The following is a 17546-nucleotide window of genomic DNA, read 5'->3' as shown; positions in this document are numbered from 1 at the left end:
CGGCCATGAAGGAATGTCGCAGTCGGCCCTTGCCGCTGTCACTCCGCAGCCGCCGGAGGCACTGGCGCGGGCGGCGTACCGTAGGTACGTGGATCGACCGGGTTGAGGTGCCCCTCGTCTTCTGTGTAGGCCGGCGGACGATCCACATAGGTGAACGTGCCTTTGCCGTCCGGCGAAGGCCCTCGTGCCCATTGTCCCTGCTGGCTTTCCATGCCCTCGGAGTGGTTGAGGAACTGATAAGCAACTTCGGTCTTTTCCAGCTCCTGCGGGAAGTTCGACGGCACCGGAGTCATCTCAAGGCCGTCCTCCTCCAGTTCCTTGATCGCAGCGAGCCACTGGTTCTGGTGCATGGTGTCACGGGCAAGCATGTATGAGAGCATGTCGCGCACACCGGTGTCGTTCGTCATATTGTAAAGACGGGCGACCTGCAGGCGGCCCTGGCTCTCCGCCGTCACGTTGAAGCGGAAATCGGCCAGAAGATTGCCGCTCGCAACGGTATATTTCGAGGTCCAATGATTGCCCACGCTGTCGCTCGGATGGGAGCCAAGGCCTGTGACTATGTAATGCTGCGGGTTCATGCCGGCAACGATAGCGTCCTCGACGCGAGCCCCGCCCATCACGGCTCCGACCACCGAGTTCTTGGCCATATCCTCCTGCTGCTCGATCGGTGAGGTTTCGAGCAGGCGCGCGATCATGGTGGCGAGCATCTCGACATGGCCGATTTCCTCGGTGCCTATGTCCATGATCATGTCCTTGTATTTCTGCGGACCGCGGCAGTTCCAGCCCTGGAACAGATAGGTCATCATCACGCTGATCTCGCCCCATTGGCCGCCGAGGGGCTCCTGAAGCATTTTTGCGAAGATGGGATCGGGTTTATCCGGCTTGGCGTGATACGCCATTTGCTTCTGACGGAAGAACATCGGCTGCTCCTGTTCGATGAATTGGATGATGCCCCCGGCCCCACGAGGGTCAGCCTTCCAACCGGAGCGACTAATGGTTGTTCCCCAAATAGGCTGTCCTTCCTGCACTTTAGACTGGTTCTGATCTGCTGGTTTTCCCTCTAGCAACCTGCCTGCAACTGTGGAACCATCCCGTGCAACCAAGCAATCGAAGAGGCTCCGATGTTCCCGCTGTCCCATATGCTGAAGTCGTTTATTCGCGCAGGCACCCTGAGGGTGATCGACGCGGAGGGCGCCGTGCATGTATTCGGCGGGGAAAAGCCCGGGCCGAGCGTCACCATGCGGCTCACGGATCGCTCCCTCTATCATAAGCTCTTTCTCAATCCGGAACTGCATGCGGGCGAAGCCTATATGGATGGGCGCATGAGCTTCGAGGATGGCTCCAACTTGAGAGACTTCCTCAACCTCTTCTCGATGAACCGCTCGACCCTGGCCAATTATCCGCTCCAGAACGTGCTGAAGCGCATCTCGCGGACCGTAAAGCGATTCCAGCAGGCAAACCCCGTCGGCAAGGCGCAGCAGAATGTGGCGCATCACTACGATCTCGGAAACGACTTCTACAAGCTCTTCCTCGACAAGGGGATGCAGTATTCCTGTGCCTACTTCATGAACGACGACGACACGCTGGAAGAGGCACAACAGAACAAGCTGCGACTCATCGCCTCGAAGCTTCAGCTCAAGCCCGGCCTGAAGATCCTCGACATCGGGAGCGGCTGGGGCGACCTCGCGCTCTACCTCGCCGCAATGGAGGACGTGGACGTCACGGGTGTCACACTCTCGAAAGAGCAGTACGAACTCTCGAACGAGAAGGCGCGGCGAGCCGGCCTGTCCGATCGTGTTCGCTTCGAGCTGCTTGATTATCGTAAGGTGGAGAAGAAGTTCGATCGCATCGTCTCGGTCGGCATGTTCGAGCATGTGGGCGTGCAGCATTACGGTGAGTTCTTCGCCAAGATCAATGCGCTTCTCGACGATGACGGCCTCATGGTGCTGCACTCCATCGGCAAGATGAGCCCGCCCGGCACCGCGAGCCCATGGCTGCGCAAATACATCTTTCCCGGCGCCTACTCCCCTGCCCTGTCGGAGGTTTTCCCGGTTGTCGAGCAGAACCAATTGTGGGTGACCGACCTTGAGTTCCTGCGCCTTCATTACGCCATGACGCTCAACCATTGGCATCGGCGCTTCGAAGCCAACCGGGAGAAGATCGCTGCCATGTACGACGAGCGCTTCTGCCGGATGTTCGAGTTCTATCTCATCAGCGCCGAGACCATGTTCACGACTGGCAGCCAGCTCGTGTTCCACATGCAGCTGGCGCGCAAGCGCGATGCAGCGCCCGTCGTGCGCGATTACATCACGGATACCCAGCGCGTGTACAAGGCCAAGGAAGCCGAGCGCCTCAAAGTTCTCGAAGGAGCCAGAGAACTGACGCCCGCCTGAGAGCGAGCGTCAGTTCCTCGAATTCCGGCTCAGGTCAGGGTCTCGTAATCCTTGTTCTTCAAGCCATCATGCGAGTGGCGCGTTGGCAGCTTGCCTTTCGGTTGCTTCTTGAAATGCGATGAGGCCTTGGCGCCGACCGGTCCTTTCGAAATCGTGATGCCGCCGTCCACCGTGTAAAGCGCGCCCGTGACGAAGCTCGCCTCATCGGAGGCCAGGAAGCAGAACACGTTCGCGACCTCCTCCGGCGTGCCCCGCCGGCCCATGGGGGTCGCCTGCGTGATCATGGTTGCGAGCTCAGCATCCATTGGCCCCGTAGATTTGTGCGTCCACGCGGTATCGATGGGGCCGGGGCACACGCAATTGGCACGCACGCCATAGGGAACTTGTTCCGCTGCCACACCACGTATGAAGGAATGAATGAAGGCCTTCGTGCCGCCATAGGGGGTATTTTTTGGGTGGCCGAGCATGCCGGCCTCCGATCCCGTGGCGATGATGTTGCCGTGCGTCTCCTGCAGATGGGGTAAGGCGAACTTGGTCATCAGGAAGACCGAGCGCACATTCGAGCGAAACGTCTCGTCGAATTTGTCGGTGGGATAATCCTGCGTCTCGGCAACGGCCAGGAAGACTCCTGCATTGTTGATGAGAATGTCGATGCGGCCATAAGCACTCACGCAGGCTTCGACGGCTGCCTGAGCATGGTGCTCGTCGGCGATGTCGCCGAGGTAGATCTCCGCGAAGCCACCGGCTCCGTTGATCGTGCGAGCGACATCCTCCACCGGATCGTCCGGCAGACCGACAAGGAGAAGACGCGCGCCCTCCTGGGCAAACTTGAGCGCGATCGCTTCACCGATACCGGTACCGGCACCCGTCACGATGGTCACCTTATCGAAAAGACGTCCGGGCATTGGGGATCTCCTGGGAGAGAAAAATCGCAGCCGTCGATCCGCAGACCACGGCCGACATCAGGTGAGGGCACAACGGGACGCCACCCTGACGGTTCCAGGGAAAGCCGGATCTCACGGACAGGTGACCTCCGGCCCGAGGGGTGGTAAGGCGAGGTCATGCTCGAAGGTCTGCACCCCAATCGCCCCACCCACGTCTTCCGCATCACCACGGACGAGCGCTCCGCACGCGTCATGACCGACATGATCGGCGAGATCTTCGATCCGGCCGAGACGGCCGTTGCCTCCTTCGAGACGAAGGATGGCGGGCCGTGGATGCTGGAGGCCTATTTCGCGCATCAGCCCGACGAGGCAGCAATTCGTGACTTGTTGCGTCCCCTCGTCGGGGCAGAGGCGGACAAGGGCGTTTTCCTTCCGCTCGAACAGAAGGATTGGGTGAAGGCTTCGCTGGAGGGTCTCAAGCCTGTCCGTGCGGGCCGCATATTCGTCCATGGCTCGCATGATCGTCACGAGCGCCGCCCCAGCGACATCGCCATAGAGATCGAGGCGGGCTTGGCCTTCGGCACGGGGCATCACGGCACGACCAAAGGCTGCCTGCTCGCTTTTGTGGATGAGCTGAAGATGCGCACGCCCCGCCATGTGCTCGATGTCGGCACCGGCACGGGCATTCTGGGTTTTGCCGCAGCGAAGATTTTGAAACGGCCCGTGGTGGCTGGAGACATCGATCCGGAAGCGGTGCGCGTGGCGCGCGAGAATGCGCGGCTGAACGGGATCGGGGCCTTTATGAAGCTCTACGTAGGCCCCGGCATCCGCCATGCGGAGGCTGACCGTGCGGGCCATTTCGATCTGGTCTTTGCCAATATCCTGGCAAAGCCCCTGCGGATGCTGGCACCCTCGCTGGCGCATGTGGCGAGCCGGGACGGGACGATCATTCTGTCGGGCCTGCTGGCTCGAGACGTTCCCGGAGTCCTGTCGGCCTATGCCCATCAGGGCTGGTATCTGCAGCGCCGCTACGATCTCGACGGCTGGGCGGCGCTGGTGCTGAGGCGGGGCAACGCTCGTCCGCTACCCCGCCACTAATTCTCATTACTCGGACAGAACACCCGGATAGCGCTTGGCGAGCTCGCTGCGCAGCTTGAGGCTTTCAGCCCAGACGTCGCGGATGGCCTTCATGGCCGTGATGATGATTATGGTGTTGTCTCGTTTTGAAAGAGAACTGTTAAATCTTGACGGGCAAAAGCTCGGATTGGCCCAGGAATAGCGATGAATGGTCCTGCCTACGGCTCAGGTCGCTCACGAAAGCCTCGTGGCGGCGCAACTCCCGTGCGGCGCTCCTGGCGCGGCTCTCCACGAGCGCGCTCACGAAGCGTGTAGCCATCTGCGAAAGCTTCAAAGGGGCTTGTACGCGACCGACGAGGGCGGACGATAAAACGGCTGTGATCATGGGCTCATCTCCAACAGATTGGTGCTGAGACCCTTCAGCGCTCCCCTGTTTTCGTTATCAGGAAGATAAGCTCGGTCCGACTTTAGTTGAAGTCACAAGATCACATGATTGTCATGCGTCCATTGCAGGACACCTTCATAAATGATTAGCTGGCAGGCACTCTGTGCATATTTTGCGGGCCTGTCGCCGCAGAATACAGCACCATCCGTGGGGAACTCGGCTGCCTGCGTTTCCATTGGAACAACCCGAAAAGTGGTTTTCTCTTTTGGGTCCGATGCTCTAGCGTGTCGCCCTCTTCATTTCCGACCTTCGGTGCTGATTTCCATGGCTCAGTTCCAGTTCTTCAACGATACGACCTCCCCTGCTCAAGGCCTGCAGCACATCGCCAAACTACGCACGGAGATGGCCAGACGCGGCTTCGACGGTTTCATCGTCCCACGCGCCGACGAGCATCAGGGAGAGTACGTCCCGAAGAGCGCTGAGCGCCTGGCTTGGCTCACAGGTTTCACGGGCTCTGCAGGCACGGCCGTGATTCTCCAGAACGAGGCAGCTCTCGTGGTCGATGGACGCTACACCGTCCAGGCCGCCGAGCAGGTGGATACGTCGGTCATTACCCCGGTCCAACTCACTGCCTCCACGCCGGAGGACTGGATTGCCGAGCGTCTCCCGGCGGGTGGCGTGCTCGCCTATGACCCGTGGCTTCACACGAGCGACGGCTTGAAGAAGCTCGAGCACGCCGTAAATCGCGTCGGAGGGAAGCTTGCCCCGGTCGACATCAATCTGGTCGACGTGATCTGGATCGACCGCCCGGCCCCGCCGCAGGCTCCCGTAAGACCACACCCGCTCGACCAGGCGGGCGAGGCCGCGCCCGCCAAGCTGGAACGCATCCGCAAGAAGATGGCCGAGGCGAAGCTCGATGCGCTGGTCATCTCCGATCCACACAATCTTGCCTGGGCCTTCAACCTTCGCGGCGGCGATGTGGGGCACACGCCCCTGCCTCTCGGCTACGCCATTCTTCCCAAGGAAGGCCGTGCCAGCCTCTTCTTCGACCCGGCGAAGGTGACGAACGAGGCCGGCGCGGCGGTGGGCGACCTCGCAGATTTCGCGCCGATCGGCACCTTCCAGAGCGCGCTCGACATCTTGGGCCAGACAGGCGGCAAGATCCGAATCGATTCCGCCACCGGGGCCGTCGCTCTGATCCGGCGCATCGAGGCGGCCGGCGGCGCGGTCGACGTCGGGGCCGATCCGATCGCTCTCATGAAGGCGGTCAAGAACGAGGCCGAGATTGCAGGCTCCCATGCCGCACATCTGCGAGACGGCGTGGCGGTCGCGCGCTTCCTGGCTTGGCTCGACCGCGAGGCGACTTCGGGCAAGCTCACGGAGATCGACGCGGTTGACGCGCTGGAGGCCTTCCGCCTCGAGACGGGCGCTTTGAAGAACGTCTCCTTCCCGAGCATTTCGGGCGCAGGTCCCAATGCCGCTCTGCCCCATTACCGCGTCACGCGTTCGAGCAACCGCACCCTTGAGCCGAATCAGATCTTCCTGATCGATTCCGGCGCGCAATACGAGGACGGCACGACGGATATCACCCGCACGATCATCGTGGGAGAGCCGACGGCCGAGATGAAGGACCGCTTCACCCGTGTGCTCAAGGGCCATATTGCCATCGCGCAGGCCGTGTTTCCGAAGGGTACGACGGGCGCGCAGATCGATTCCTTTGCCCGCAAACCGCTTTGGGACGCGGGCTTCGACTTCGATCACGGCACGGGCCACGGCATCGGCAGTTATCTCTCGGTGCACGAAGGCCCGCAGCGCATCGCCAAAACCGGGCATACGCCGCTGGAGGTGGGCATGATGCTCTCCAACGAGCCGGGCTACTACAAGCCGGGCGCCTACGGCATCCGCATCGAGAACCTGATCCTCGTGGAGCCGCGCACGATTCCCGGCGCGGATCGTGAGATGATGGGCTTCGAGACGCTGACCTTCACGCCCATCGACCTGCGCCTGGTCGAGCCCACGATCATGACGGCCGACGAGATCGCATGGCTCAATGCCTATCATGCTGTTGTACGCGAGAAGATCGGGCCGAAGCTCGATCCCGAGACGCGGGCGTGGCTGGAGAACGCGACGCAGGCGATTGGCTGAGACTCGCCACTGTCATTCTAGGCTCTCGCTCCGCTCACCCTGGAATGACAGTGAGACTGTCGCATCAAATCAGATTGCGCAACACCACGACGGCAATCACGCCGACAGCCACCGTGCCGAGCAGCGGGAGCCTGAACGCAGCCACTGCCGTGATGGTGGCGGCGGAGGCTTCCGCCCATCCGGTCGTGAGCGCCGTCGGCGCGATCACGGCGACCAGTACGGCTGGCGGGATGGCGTCGAAGGCAGCCTTGGCTCGGCCCGTGAGCACGAGGCGATCGGCGACGAAAAGACCCGCGATGCGGGTGACGTAGGTCACGAGTGCCATGGCCACAATGGCCAGCAGAGTCGTCGTGTCGAGGCTCATGAGCGCGCCTCCTCGGGAGCTGCGAGATAAGCGGCGGCAATGCCGGCGAGCGCACCCGAAGCCACATGCCAGGGTGCGCCGATGAAGTGATGCACGAGAGCCGCGACGCCGGCGCTGACCGCGACCGTGACCAGCGTTACCCGGCTGCGGCCGAAACCGGCGACGAGGCCGATGAACAGGGCCGTGAAGGCGAAATCCGCGCCGATCCGTTCCGGGTCGCCGAGGAACGAGCCGAGGATCGCCCCGACGCACGAAAAGGCGGTCCAGTTCGCCCACAGCACGACGCCCATGACGGCCCAGTAGGCGCCGGTGACGGGCCTGTCCAGCGCGCGGCGCTCGGACAAGGCCCAGGCCTCGTCGGTGAGGAAGAAAAAGCTGAGGAATTTCTGGACCCGCGACATCTGCACCTTGGGCGACAGGGACGCCCCCATCAGCACGTGGCGCGCATTGATCAGCAGCGTCGCGAAAGCGAGCGTCAGGATGGGCGCGGGATGAATCCAGGTTTCGATGGCGGCGAACTGCGCCCCGCCTGCGAAGACGAGAGCCGACATCACCGTGACTTCCAGCGGCGTCAGCCCCTTGGCGGCCGCTACCGCGCCGAAGAGCAGGCTGATCGGAACAGCCGCCACCACGATGGGTGCAATGTCGCGCAAGCCGGCTTTGATCTCACGGCGATAGTTGGTGGCGAAGGGACTCGATTGATCCATGACGATGCTCTTTTCACCGCACCTTATGCGCGCTGGACACGGAGCCGTCTTGGATGAAAGTGCGGTCTCAGGCGGCCCGGTAGGCCCCCGGCGTCACGCCCATGCGGGCTTTGAAGACGCGGTTGAGGTGGCTCTGATCGAAGAAACCGCACGCGGCCGCGACGTCGCCCGGAGCCTGGCCCTGGCTCAACAATTTCGTGGCCGCGCGAAAGCGACGGTCGAGGAGGTAGGCATGCGGCGTCAGGCCGGTCTCCTTGGCGAAGGCGCGGATGAAGTGGCTGCGGGAGAGCCCCGCCATATTGGCGAGATCGGCAAGGTCCGTCTCCTCGCTCATGTGAGCGTCCAGATAATCCCGCACCCGCAGGATGCCCTTCGAGCCGTAGCGCAGGGTCGGCAGGGCATCGAGATCGGCCCAGCGGGCGATCAGGCGGCTCAGAAAATCGATCAGGCGGGTGTCCTGCTCCATTTCGGAGGTCCAGCTTTCATCCTGGCAGAGACAGGCATGAAGCCTGACCTGAGCCAGGAAAAGCTCGGGATCGTTGATGACGGAACGCGGGAACCAGGGGGCACGGGAGAGCGGCCGCCCGGCCACGTCCTCGGCGATCTCCTGCATCAGCTCGGCCGAAGGGTAGAAGGTGCGGTACTCGAACCCTCCGCCATAAGGCTCCCCGTCATGGATCTCGTCCGGGCAGACGACCGCCACGGACCCTGCCGGCACGTAGTGCTGCTCGCCGCGATGGAAGAAGGTCTCGCAGCCGGCCAGAACCGCCGCGATGGCATAGGTGTCGTGGCTGTGGCGGGCATAAGCGTGACGGCGGAAGGTCGCGCGCAGGCAGTCGAGGTCGCGAAAGCGCGGCACTCGCCAGAAATGCGTCACGTCGCCCACCCCGACCTGATCGGGATCGAGCGAGACCTCGGGGGTGATCACCGTCATCGCCGACACCATGCCACATGAGAATGTCCAAGTCTTGGACAGAAATCTCACCCGCGCCCGACGAGGGCGAACCAGCCGTCCTCGTCCATGACCTGAAGGCCCAGTTCCGCAGCCTTTGCGAGCTTCGATCCCGCGCCAGGGCCAGCCACCACGATGTCCGTCTTCTTGGACACGGAGCCCGCCACTTTGGCGCCGAGCCGCTCGGCCATGGCCTTGGCCTCCTCGCGGGTCATCTGCTCCAGGGAGCCGGTGAACACCACGGTCTTACCCGCCACGGGCGAATTCGCCAAAGCCGGCGCCTCCATGGCCTCGACTGACACTTGGGCAAGAAGTGCATCGAGCATCTCCTCGTTATGACCCTCCTTGAAGAACTCGACGACGGCTTCCGCCACCACCGGCCCGATGCCGCCGATGGCGGTGAGTTCCGCATGTGCTTCCGATGAAGGATCGGCCGCGGCCTTCGCCGTTTCACGCAAGTGCTCGAAGGTGCCGAAATGGCGTGCCAGCAGCCGCGCGGAGGTTTCGCCGATATGAGGAATGCCGAGGGCGAAGATGAAGCGGTTGAGCGCGATCGAGCGACGGGCTTCGATGGCGGCGAACAGGTTCTTCGCGCTGGTCTCGCCCCAGCCTTCCCGGTTCTCCAGACGCTTGAGGCTCTTCGCATTGCGCGCCTGCAGGGTGAAGATGTCCTGCGGCCGCTGGACGAGCCCCTCTTCGTAGAACTCGTCGATGCGCTGCTCGCCCATGCCCTCGATATCGAAGGCATTGCGCGACACGAAATGCTTCAGGCGTTCGCGGGCCTGCGCCGGGCAGATGAGCCCGCCGGTGCAGCGGCGCACGGCGTCTTCCTTGCCGGTGCGCGGGTTGACCTCGCGCACCGCATGGCTGCCGCAGGCCGGGCATGTGGTCGGAAATTCGTAGGGCTTCGCATCAACCGGGCGCTTCTCCAGCACCACGTCGAGGACCTTCGGGATCACGTCGCCGGCCCGGTTGATGATCACCGTGTCGCCGATGCGGATGTCGACGCCGTTGCGGATCTTCTCGCCGTTGCCGCCGATGCCCTTGATGTAATCCTCGTTGTGCAGGGTCGCGTTGGACACGACGACGCCGCCGACGGTGACGGGTTTCAACCGCGCGATGGGGTTGAGCGAGCCGGTGCGACCCACATTGATCTCGATATCCTCGAGCACCGTTACGGCTTTCTGGGCAGGAAACTTGTGTGCCAGAGCCCAGCGCGGCGAGCGGGAGACGAAGCCGAGTCGCTGCTGCAATCCCAGGTCGTCGACCTTGTAGACGACGCCGTCGATGTCGTAGCCGAGATTGGCGCGGTCGGTCTCGATGGCATGGTAGTGCTCCAGCATCTCCGCGATGCTCGTGCAGAGGCGGGTGAGCGGATTGACCTTGAGGCCGAAGCTGCGGAAGCATTCCATCATGCCGTGTTGCGTCGTCGCCGGCATGGTGCTCACCTCGCCCCAGGCATAGGCGAAGAAGCGCAAGGGGCGAGATGCGGTGATCGACGCATCGAGCTGGCGCAGGCTACCCGCCGCCGCGTTGCGCGGGTTGGCGAAAAGCGCCTTTCCGGCCGCCTCCTGCCGCGCGTTGATCGCGGCGAAATCCTCGTGCGAGAGATAGACCTCGCCGCGCACCTCGAGGATGTCGGGGACGTTCGAGCCCTTGAGCCGGTGCGGAATGTCCCCCACCGTGCGAGCGTTGTTCGTCACGTCCTCGCCGACCGCTCCGTCGCCGCGGGTGGCGGCGGACACGAGCCTGCCGTTCTCGTAGCGCAGGCTCAAGGAGAGACCGTCGATCTTCGGCTCGGCCGTGAAGGCCAGCGGCGCATCGGCCTTCCATTGCAGGAAGCGGCGGATGCGCTCGACGAATTCCTCCACCTCCTCGTCGGCGAAGCCGTTGGCGAGCGAGAGCATCGGCACCCGATGGCGGATCTTGCCGAACTTCTCCGACACCTTGGAGCCGACCTTCTGCGTCAGGCTCTCGGGCGTCTTCAGCTCGGGGAACTGATCTTCGAGGGCTTCGTAGCGCTTGCGCAGGGCATCATACTCAGCGTCCGAGACGCTCGGGGCGTCCTCCTCATAATAGCGCCTGTCGTGTTCCTTGATCTCGGCGCCGAGCGCCTCATGCTCGATCCGCGCCTCATCGGGCGTCAGGTGGTCGACAGGATTCTGAGAAGCGGTGCTGCGTGGGGGCATGGTCGAATCGTGTTTGAGGGTGCTTGAACCATAGCGCTCTGCGGGAGACTCTCCAGGGGTCGGACGGCCATTCGCACCGACCGTCCACCGTGATCAGGGTCCGCGCAGGCGAAGATCCGCCATCATGTGCAGAAGATGGCTTGTCCGTCTGCCTGGAATGGCGTGAACGGTGCGGCCGGGTTCCCGTTGTCCAAGCTGCCGTGGAACTCCCGGATCGGGGCGTCGGCAACGTCGAACTCGCCGACCAGCTCGAAGTCACATGCAGGATAAAAGGGATGATAGGCGGCAATCCTTACGCCCTTCGGGCCATGCTTGGCCTGGAAGCGCTTGAGACTGGCATAAAGCGCCGCGATGCCACCGCGCGAGACCCTCATCAAGTACGGGTAGCGTCGATGCGCAGGTCCGCCGCTGACAGCTCCATAGCCCGGTAGGCAACGTAAATCTGTGCGAGCAGCCCGATCCGGACCTGCCATTACTCCGCCGTCATCACCGGGCTTGTGCCGGCGATCCCAATTGGCTGGTGCCTCGTTCCGCTTGCGATTTCATTTAGCCCTCGGACGCTCCGCCGGTCATCACCGGCTTTGTCCTGGTGATCCCGATGCCTGAAGCGCGGCGCTCGTCCGACTGGGATAGCCGGGTTCAGGCCCGGCCATGACGTGTGAGGGTGTGATGACGTCTGCGGGGATGATCGTCACCTGTCCAAGCGCCAGCACCTGTCCTCTGTGCAAGAGCCAGCACCTGTAGGCCCGGAGCCGTGGGGCTCCGAGCCGTCAGGTTGATCGAGGGAGGTGCGACGGGCCACCCGGCTCGATGATCTATGGAGAATGGGAAGAGCCGGACGGCGCTTCGCACGCGGTACTTTTCAGGCGGACCTCCTGCGCTGTCAGCCCAGGGTCGGCCTCCCGCGATCACAGGCGTGCGAGGCCTGCGGCAGGACCGCTCCCCGCCCCTCGCTTGTGACGCCTCGCGAGCGCGCCCCCCGTCGGACCGGGATGAGCACCGGTCTAGCTCAGGTGATACACTGTGTTAAGAACAAAGTGAGAACATAACATCTCGCCTCATCACACCCGCCGCGTCATCACCTCCTCCACGTCATCACCGGCCTTGTGCCGGTGATCCCGATCGGAAAGGCACAGCGCTCCACAGCATCGGGATGGCCGGGTCAAGCCCGGCCGTGACGGCAGAGGGTGCGACCAAGGACAGTGTCACTCCCGGATGCGGGACAAGCAGCGGAGGAGAACGAAATTCACGGTCAGGCGCGGCCTTGTGCATCCCCTCCTCTGCCTTCAACTCGCCGGGTTGACACGGGGTGGAGGCCGCCCTCCTGCCCGGGAGAGCGCCGGAGCATCAGCCTGCGACTGTCCGCACCGGCGCCGAGTTGGAAAGGTCCTTCAACGCGCCGCGCAGATGATCAGGCTCGAATTCCGCCATGCCGGCCTCGATGGCGCCATGGAGGCTGCGCCAGATCGGGATGGCGGCCGCTAGGATCTCCCTCCCCTTATCGGTCAGACGCAGCAGGCGGTTGCGGCGATCGTCCGGGTCCTTGGCGATAGCCACGAGGCCGTCGCGCTCGAGCGGCTTCAGGGCGGCGGTCAAAGTGGTCCGGTCCATGGCCAGAAGTTGCGCCACGGGCGCTATGGATGGTGGCTCGGGACGGTTGAGTGCGTTCAGCAGCGAAAACTGCCCGGAGGTCAGCCCGACGGGCCGCAGGGCCTCGTCGAACAGGCGCGACAGCGCCCGGGCGGCGCGCTGAACATGCAGGCAGAGGCAGGCGTCGCGGATCAGGTGCGTTGTCTCGAAGGGAACGGCGCCGGAGTTTGACATGGCCCAATTATGTTGATATCAACGTATTTGTCAAGAAAAACAGGTGTCTGAAGCGCCGCATATCCAAGCTCTGATTCCAAGAAACCCAAGGGAGATACGCGATGAAGTATGTCGATGGCTTCGTGCTCGCCGTGCCGGCGGATAAGAAGGACGAGTATCGTAAGCACGCGGCCGAGGCCGCCCCCCTGTTCAAGGAATTCGGCGCCACCCGCATGGTGGAATGCTGGGGCGACGACGTGCCGGACGGCAAGCTCACGGATTTCCGCCGCTCCGTGCAGGCCAAGGACGGCGAGGTCGTGGTGTTCAGCTGGATCGAGTATCCCTCGAAGGAGGTCCGGGACGCCGCCAATCAGAAGATCATGACCGATCCTCGCATGCAGGCCATGGGCGAGCAGATGCCCTTCGACGGCAAGCGCATGATCTTCGGCGGCTTCATGCCGATCCTCGACGTCTAGCGCCTTGAGCCTGGAAGGGGTTGTCCCTTCCAGGCTTGATCCGACGCTCCACCAACTGCGCAGAGAGGTGCGACATGGCCAATCAGCACGGCGATTTCATCTGGTACGAACTCCTCACGAACGATGCCGACGCGGCCGCACGCTTCTACGGCGCGGTTGTCGGATGGCAAGAGAGACCCGCGGAGTGCTCCGATCGCGGCTACCGGATCTTCGCGATCCGCGGCACGGATATCGGCGGGCTCATGCCCCTCCCGGCCGGTGCCGAGCAGGCGGGCATGCGCCCGACCTGGCTCGGCTATGTCGCCGTCGAGGACGTCGATGCGACGGCGTCCGAGATCGTTCGGGACGGCGGCGCCCAGCACATGCCACCCACCGACATCCCCGGCGTCGGCCGCTTCGCGATGCTCACCGACCCACAAGGGGTCATGTTCTACGTGATGCGCGGCGCCATGGACGGGACGAGCACGGCCTTCGACCAGAGCCAGTTCGGCCATTGCAACTGGAACGAGCTCTCCACCACCGATCCGGCAGCGGCGCTTGCCTTCTACCAATCCCGCTTCGGTTGGAAGAAGGGCGATGCCATGCCGATGGGCGAGATGGGCGATTACCAGTTCATCGACCATGGCGGCCGGACCATCGGGGCCATGATGCGGCGCACGCCCGAGGGTCCGCCGCCGGCCTGGACCTTCTACTTCGGCGTCGAGGATATCGATGTCGCGGCGAAGGCCACGTCCGGCAACGGCGGCGCGATCCATTACGGCCCCGCCGAGGTTCCCGGCGGCGTGTTCATCATCGTGGCCAGCGACCCGCAGGGAGCCATGTTCGGCCTCGTCGGCCCGCGCAAATCATGATCTCAGGAGCCCTGCCATGAACATCCATGTTTCCGCCTTCAAATGGGTGCCGCCCTTCGCTCAAGGCTATGTCCGCGATCTTCGTGTGCGCTGGGCTCTCGAGGAGGCAGGTCTTCCTTACGAGGCGACGTTGATCGATCCCGGGATCCAGGCGACCACCGCCTATCGCGAATGGCAGCCTTTCGGCCAGGTTCCCGCCTACAGGGACGACGCGGTCGAGATCTTCGAATCCGGCGCGATCGTGCTGCACCTCGCGATGCGATCCGAGGCGCTCGCCCCTGCGGACGAAGCGGGCCGGGCTCGGGTCACGACCTGGGTGATCGCGGCCTTGAACTCGGTCGAGCCCCATGTGCAGAACCTGGTTCAGCTCGACGTCTTCCATGCCGGCGAGGCGTGGACGAAGGAGCGCCGCCCGCAGGCCGAGGCCATGCTGTGCAAACGCCTCGCCGCTCTCAGAGCGTGGCTCGGCGAACGCGAATTTCTCGAGGACCGTTTCACCGCCGGCGACCTGATGATGACCATGGTCCTGCGCGAGCTTGTCGAAACGGGGCTGCTGGAGCGCTATGCCAATCTCGATGCCTATGTCCGCCGCTGCACCGGCCGGGCGGCCTTCGGGCGCGCCCTGGAGGCTCAGTTGCAGCCCTTCCGGGAGAACGCACCGGCGGCCTGATCGCCCGAGCATGCCGTCGAAAACCTGATCTGAGAACACGACAGCGACCCTCCCGAGGAGCCTTCTCATGGCTGACGAACTTGTTCCCGCCGCAGAGCTCGCGCGGCGCTCGCCGGTGCGCTTCCCGAACGAGAGCGCGCCGAATACCGCGCCGCGCGCACTGCCCTGCTGGCCGAGGAGATCGAACTGCGTCGCCACCTGGAGCGCGTGGCGGCGCAGCGCCGTGCCCTGCCGCCCGGCGGCGAAGTGATCGGCGATTATCGCTTCGAAGGCGAGGATGGCCCGGCGAGCGTCGCCGATCTCTTCGGCGACAGGCAGTCACTCGCCGTCTACAGCTACATGTTCGGCCCGCAGCGCGAGCGCCCCTGCCCTATGTGCACCAACCTGCTCGGAGCAATCGAGGGCAACGGCGCCGATATCCAGCAGTGCATGGCGTTTGCCGTCGTCGCGCGCTCGCCGATCGAGCGGCTGATCGCCTGGAAGAAGGAACGCGGCTGGACGAACCTGAAGCTCTATACCGACCTCAACGGCAACTACTCCCGCGATTATCACGGCGTCCTGCCGGACGGGTCGGAAATCCCGAGCTTCAACGTGTTCACCCGGCGCGACGGGACCATCCGTCACTTCTGGAGCGGCGAGATGACCAGCGATTCCGCCGATCCCGGCCAGGATCCCCGCGGCGCCCCGGATTTCGCCCCTCTGTGGAACGTGCTCGACACCACGCCCGAAGGGCGCGGGACGGACTGGTATCCGAAGTTGAGCTACAGAACATGATGAGGGCTGGCCATTGATGACATTCCCGGAAGGCCGTGCAGCGGACGGGAACGACACTCTCCGACGTCATGGCCGGGCTTGACCCGGCTATCCCGATCCGGTGAGGCGCCGCGCTTCTCATTATCGGGATCACCGGCACGAGGCCGGTGATGACGTGCACGGGTGGATCAATCGGGCCGCCGTAACGGCTCCCGTCAATGCGCGGCCGCTTCTAGCAGCCGCGCCGCCGCCGCGCGGGCTTCCTCGGTGATCGTCGCGCCGGCGAGCATGCGGGCGATTTCCTCCCGGCGCGGCGTCGCTTCGAGCGGGATCACGCGGGTGGCGACCCGGTCTTCCTTGCCGCGCACGCCTTCCTTGGCGATGAGGAAGTGGCTGCCGGCCTTGGCGGCGACCTGCGGCGCATGGGTCACGGCCATCACCTGGACCTTCCGCGCCAGCCGCGCGAGCCGCTGGCCGATGGCGTCGGCCACCGCGCCGCCGACGCCGGTGTCGATTTCGTCGAAGACCAGGGTCGGGGCCGAGCCCTTGTCCGCCAGCACGACCTTCAGCGCCAGCATGAAACGGGACAGCTCGCCGCCCGAGGCCACCTTCATCAGAGGGCCGGGACGGGTCCCGGGATTGGTCTGGGCCCAGAACTCGACGCGCTCGAAGCCGCTCGGATCACGGCTGTCCTCGTCGGTTGTGATCTCGGTGATGAACCGCGCCCGCTCGAGCTTGAGGGGCGGCAGCTCGGCCTGGACCGCGGCATCGAGGGACTGGGCGGCCTTCTTGCGTCCGGACGAGAGGGCTTTGGCGGCTTTCACGTAGGCGGTGTCGGCCTCCTTGAGGGCGCTCTCCAGCCCGACGAGTTTTTCCTCGCCCGCATCGATGGCCGCCACGTCCTCCTCGAAGCGCTGGCGCAGGGCGGCGAGTTCGTCGGCCGGGACATCGTATTTGCGAGCGGCGGCGCGCAGGGCGAAGAGGCGCTCCTCGGTCTGCTCCAGCTCGCGCGGGTCATATTCGGTGGCGCGGATGGCCTCTTCGAGAGCCGCGCGAGCCTCGTCGATGGCGACGAGTGCGGCATCGAGGGCCTTCACGCTGGGCTCGACGAGAGACGGCGCCTGGGCGCTGCGGCGCTCGAGCTTGCGCACGGCGGCCGAGAGCTCGTTGACCGGAGACGTGTTGCCGGCGACGACCTCATAGGCCTCATTGAGATCCTGGGCCACCTTCTCCGACTGCATCATGATGACCCGGCGCTCGGCCAGAGTCTCCTCCTCCCCGGCCTGGGGATTCAGGGTGGTCAGCTCCTCGACCGCATGACGCAGGAAATCGGCCTCCTTGCGGGCCTTCTGGATGCGGTTGCGGTGGTCCTGCAGGGACGTACGGGCATCGCGCACTTTCCGTGCGGCTTCGGCAACCGCCTGCACCTCGGCGGAGAGGCCGCCGAAGGCGTCGAGGATGGCGCGATGGGACACGGGGTCGACGAGGGCACGGTCATCGTGCTGGCCGTGGATCTCGACCAGGGTCCCGCCGATGGCCCTGAGGACCTGCACGCTGACGGGCTGGTCGTTGACGAAGGCCCGGGTGCGCCCGTCGGCCACCTGGACGCGGCGCAGAATCAGGTCGCCGTCGATGTCGATATCGGCATCCGCCGCGATGCGGCGGGCCGGGTGGTCGAGGGGGCAGTCGAAGACAGCCGTCACCTGCCCCTGGTTCTCGCCGTGGCGCACGAGGCTTCCGTCGCCGCGGCCGCCGAGGGCCAGGGCGAAGGCGTCGAGCAGGATGGATTTGCCAGCGCCGGTCTCACCCGTGAGGACACTCAGCCCCTCATGAAAGTGAAGCTCAAGCCTGTCGATGAGGACGATGTCGCGAATCGCCAGCTGGATCAGCATGGAAG

16 protein-coding genes and 1 pseudogene are annotated in these 17546 nt (G+C 64.3%); 7 read left to right on the top strand and 10 right to left on the bottom strand.

What is annotated here, in order from left to right:
- Window positions 1-38: 38 nt before the first annotated feature.
- On the bottom strand, window positions 39-1103 hold the full coding sequence (locus KHP60_RS01110) for a manganese catalase family protein (RefSeq protein ID WP_249688392.1): 1065 nt from the start codon (window positions 1101-1103) through the stop codon (window positions 39-41).
- An 18-nt stretch (window positions 1104-1121) separates the two neighbouring features.
- Here KHP60_RS01110 and KHP60_RS01105 point away from each other — a divergent pair, with 18 nt between their 5' ends.
- Entirely contained in the window at window positions 1122-2393 is a 1272-nt protein-coding gene (locus tag KHP60_RS01105) for a cyclopropane-fatty-acyl-phospholipid synthase family protein (protein WP_213561687.1), read from the top strand.
- Window positions 2394-2422: 29 nt separating this feature from the next.
- Here the strand turns inward: KHP60_RS01105 and KHP60_RS01100 are convergent, their stop codons facing one another.
- The gene (locus KHP60_RS01100) at window positions 2423-3298 is read right to left on the bottom strand and encodes an SDR family NAD(P)-dependent oxidoreductase (protein WP_213561686.1); all 876 of its coding nucleotides are present in this window, start codon (window positions 3296-3298) and stop codon (window positions 2423-2425) included.
- 156 nt (window positions 3299-3454) lie between these two features.
- On the opposite strand from KHP60_RS01100, the gene KHP60_RS01095 reads away from it, so the two are divergent.
- Window positions 3455-4375 carry a 50S ribosomal protein L11 methyltransferase gene (locus KHP60_RS01095; RefSeq protein WP_213561685.1) on the top strand — a complete coding sequence of 307 codons (921 nt, stop codon included), beginning with the start codon at window positions 3455-3457 and terminating at the stop codon, window positions 4373-4375.
- Window positions 4376-4514: 139 nt separating this feature from the next.
- Here KHP60_RS01095 and KHP60_RS01090 read toward each other — a convergent pair whose 3' ends face one another.
- Complete coding sequence (locus KHP60_RS01090) at window positions 4515-4739, bottom strand: hypothetical protein (protein WP_213561684.1); 225 nt, start codon at window positions 4737-4739, stop codon at window positions 4515-4517.
- Window positions 4740-5063: 324 nt separating this feature from the next.
- Between KHP60_RS01090 and KHP60_RS01085 the strand changes: the two genes are divergently transcribed.
- Window positions 5064-6884, top strand: coding sequence for an aminopeptidase P family protein (locus tag KHP60_RS01085; RefSeq protein ID WP_213561683.1), 1821 nt, complete (start codon window positions 5064-5066; stop codon window positions 6882-6884).
- Between the two features lie 64 nt (window positions 6885-6948).
- Here the strand turns inward: KHP60_RS01085 and KHP60_RS01080 are convergent, their stop codons facing one another.
- From KHP60_RS01080 to KHP60_RS01055, 6 genes are all read right to left on the bottom strand, one after another.
- Window positions 6949-7248 (bottom strand): AzlD family protein, encoded by a 300-nt coding sequence (locus KHP60_RS01080; RefSeq protein ID WP_213561682.1) that lies wholly within the window; start codon window positions 7246-7248, stop codon window positions 6949-6951.
- Window positions 7245-7955 carry an AzlC family ABC transporter permease gene (locus KHP60_RS01075; protein ID WP_213561681.1) on the bottom strand — a complete coding sequence of 237 codons (711 nt, stop codon included), beginning with the start codon at window positions 7953-7955 and terminating at the stop codon, window positions 7245-7247. The genes KHP60_RS01080 and KHP60_RS01075 overlap by 4 nt, the downstream gene beginning before the upstream one ends.
- Window positions 7956-8022: 67 nt before the next feature.
- On the bottom strand, window positions 8023-8889 hold the full coding sequence (locus KHP60_RS01070) for an AraC family transcriptional regulator (protein ID WP_213561680.1): 867 nt from the start codon (window positions 8887-8889) through the stop codon (window positions 8023-8025).
- A gap of 47 nt (window positions 8890-8936) precedes the next feature.
- Window positions 8937-11096, bottom strand: a complete 2160-nt coding sequence (gene ligA / locus KHP60_RS01065; RefSeq protein ID WP_213561679.1) for an NAD-dependent DNA ligase LigA — start codon at window positions 11094-11096, stop codon at window positions 8937-8939.
- A gap of 122 nt (window positions 11097-11218) precedes the next feature.
- Window positions 11219-11470 (bottom strand): hypothetical protein, encoded by a 252-nt coding sequence (locus KHP60_RS01060; protein ID WP_213561678.1) that lies wholly within the window; start codon window positions 11468-11470, stop codon window positions 11219-11221.
- Between the two features lie 973 nt (window positions 11471-12443).
- Window positions 12444-12920 (bottom strand): MarR family winged helix-turn-helix transcriptional regulator, encoded by a 477-nt coding sequence (locus KHP60_RS01055; protein ID WP_213561677.1) that lies wholly within the window; start codon window positions 12918-12920, stop codon window positions 12444-12446.
- Window positions 12921-13021: 101 nt separating this feature from the next.
- Here KHP60_RS01055 and KHP60_RS01050 point away from each other — a divergent pair, with 101 nt between their 5' ends.
- The 4 genes and pseudogenes from KHP60_RS01050 to KHP60_RS01035 all read left to right on the top strand — a co-directional run bounded on the left by KHP60_RS01050 (window position 13022) and on the right by KHP60_RS01035 (window position 15670).
- Entirely contained in the window at window positions 13022-13375 is a 354-nt protein-coding gene (locus KHP60_RS01050) for a DUF1428 domain-containing protein (protein ID WP_213561676.1), read from the top strand.
- A gap of 74 nt (window positions 13376-13449) precedes the next feature.
- Window positions 13450-14226: a VOC family protein gene (locus KHP60_RS01045; protein WP_213561675.1), complete on the top strand. Its 777-nt coding sequence runs from the start codon at window positions 13450-13452 to the stop codon at window positions 14224-14226.
- A 16-nt stretch (window positions 14227-14242) separates the two neighbouring features.
- Window positions 14243-14896 carry a glutathione S-transferase family protein gene (locus KHP60_RS01040; RefSeq protein ID WP_213561674.1) on the top strand — a complete coding sequence of 218 codons (654 nt, stop codon included), beginning with the start codon at window positions 14243-14245 and terminating at the stop codon, window positions 14894-14896.
- Window positions 14897-14963: 67 nt separating this feature from the next.
- Window positions 14964-15670: pseudogene (locus KHP60_RS01035) on the top strand (DUF899 family protein).
- 194 nt (window positions 15671-15864) lie between these two features.
- Here the strand turns inward: KHP60_RS01035 and recN are convergent.
- A complete protein-coding gene (recN, locus tag KHP60_RS01030; RefSeq protein WP_213561673.1) occupies window positions 15865-17541 on the bottom strand; it encodes a DNA repair protein RecN in 1677 nt (558 codons plus the stop codon).
- Between the last annotated feature and the right edge of the window lie 5 nt (window positions 17542-17546).

Source organism: Microvirga sp. 3-52, assembly GCF_018383585.1.
GTDB lineage: Bacteria > Pseudomonadota > Alphaproteobacteria > Rhizobiales > Beijerinckiaceae > Microvirga.
This window is presented reverse-complemented; position numbering and strand designations above follow the sequence as displayed.

What these genes read in the sequence shown, in the direction of transcription:
- KHP60_RS01105 (WP_213561687.1), top strand. Translation starts at nt 1,122, where the DNA reads ATGTTCCCGCTGTCCCATATGCTGAAGTCGTTTATTCGCGCAGGCACC.
- KHP60_RS01100 (WP_213561686.1), bottom strand. Translation starts at nt 3,298, where the DNA reads ATGCCCGGACGTCTTTTCGATAAGGTGACCATCGTGACGGGTGCCGGT.
- KHP60_RS01095 (WP_213561685.1), top strand. Translation starts at nt 3,455, where the DNA reads ATGCTCGAAGGTCTGCACCCCAATCGCCCCACCCACGTCTTCCGCATC.
- KHP60_RS01090 (WP_213561684.1), bottom strand. Translation starts at nt 4,739, where the DNA reads ATGATCACAGCCGTTTTATCGTCCGCCCTCGTCGGTCGCGTACAAGCC.
- KHP60_RS01085 (WP_213561683.1), top strand. Translation starts at nt 5,064, where the DNA reads ATGGCTCAGTTCCAGTTCTTCAACGATACGACCTCCCCTGCTCAAGGC.
- KHP60_RS01080 (WP_213561682.1), bottom strand. Translation starts at nt 7,248, where the DNA reads ATGAGCCTCGACACGACGACTCTGCTGGCCATTGTGGCCATGGCACTC.
- KHP60_RS01075 (WP_213561681.1), bottom strand. Translation starts at nt 7,955, where the DNA reads ATGGATCAATCGAGTCCCTTCGCCACCAACTATCGCCGTGAGATCAAA.
- KHP60_RS01070 (WP_213561680.1), bottom strand. Translation starts at nt 8,889, where the DNA reads ATGACGGTGATCACCCCCGAGGTCTCGCTCGATCCCGATCAGGTCGGG.
- ligA (WP_213561679.1), bottom strand. Translation starts at nt 11,096, where the DNA reads ATGCCCCCACGCAGCACCGCTTCTCAGAATCCTGTCGACCACCTGACG.
- KHP60_RS01060 (WP_213561678.1), bottom strand. Translation starts at nt 11,470, where the DNA reads ATGAGGGTCTCGCGCGGTGGCATCGCGGCGCTTTATGCCAGTCTCAAG.
- KHP60_RS01055 (WP_213561677.1), bottom strand. Translation starts at nt 12,920, where the DNA reads ATGTCAAACTCCGGCGCCGTTCCCTTCGAGACAACGCACCTGATCCGC.
- KHP60_RS01050 (WP_213561676.1), top strand. Translation starts at nt 13,022, where the DNA reads ATGAAGTATGTCGATGGCTTCGTGCTCGCCGTGCCGGCGGATAAGAAG.
- KHP60_RS01045 (WP_213561675.1), top strand. Translation starts at nt 13,450, where the DNA reads ATGGCCAATCAGCACGGCGATTTCATCTGGTACGAACTCCTCACGAAC.
- KHP60_RS01040 (WP_213561674.1), top strand. Translation starts at nt 14,243, where the DNA reads ATGAACATCCATGTTTCCGCCTTCAAATGGGTGCCGCCCTTCGCTCAA.
- recN (WP_213561673.1), bottom strand. Translation starts at nt 17,541, where the DNA reads ATGCTGATCCAGCTGGCGATTCGCGACATCGTCCTCATCGACAGGCTT.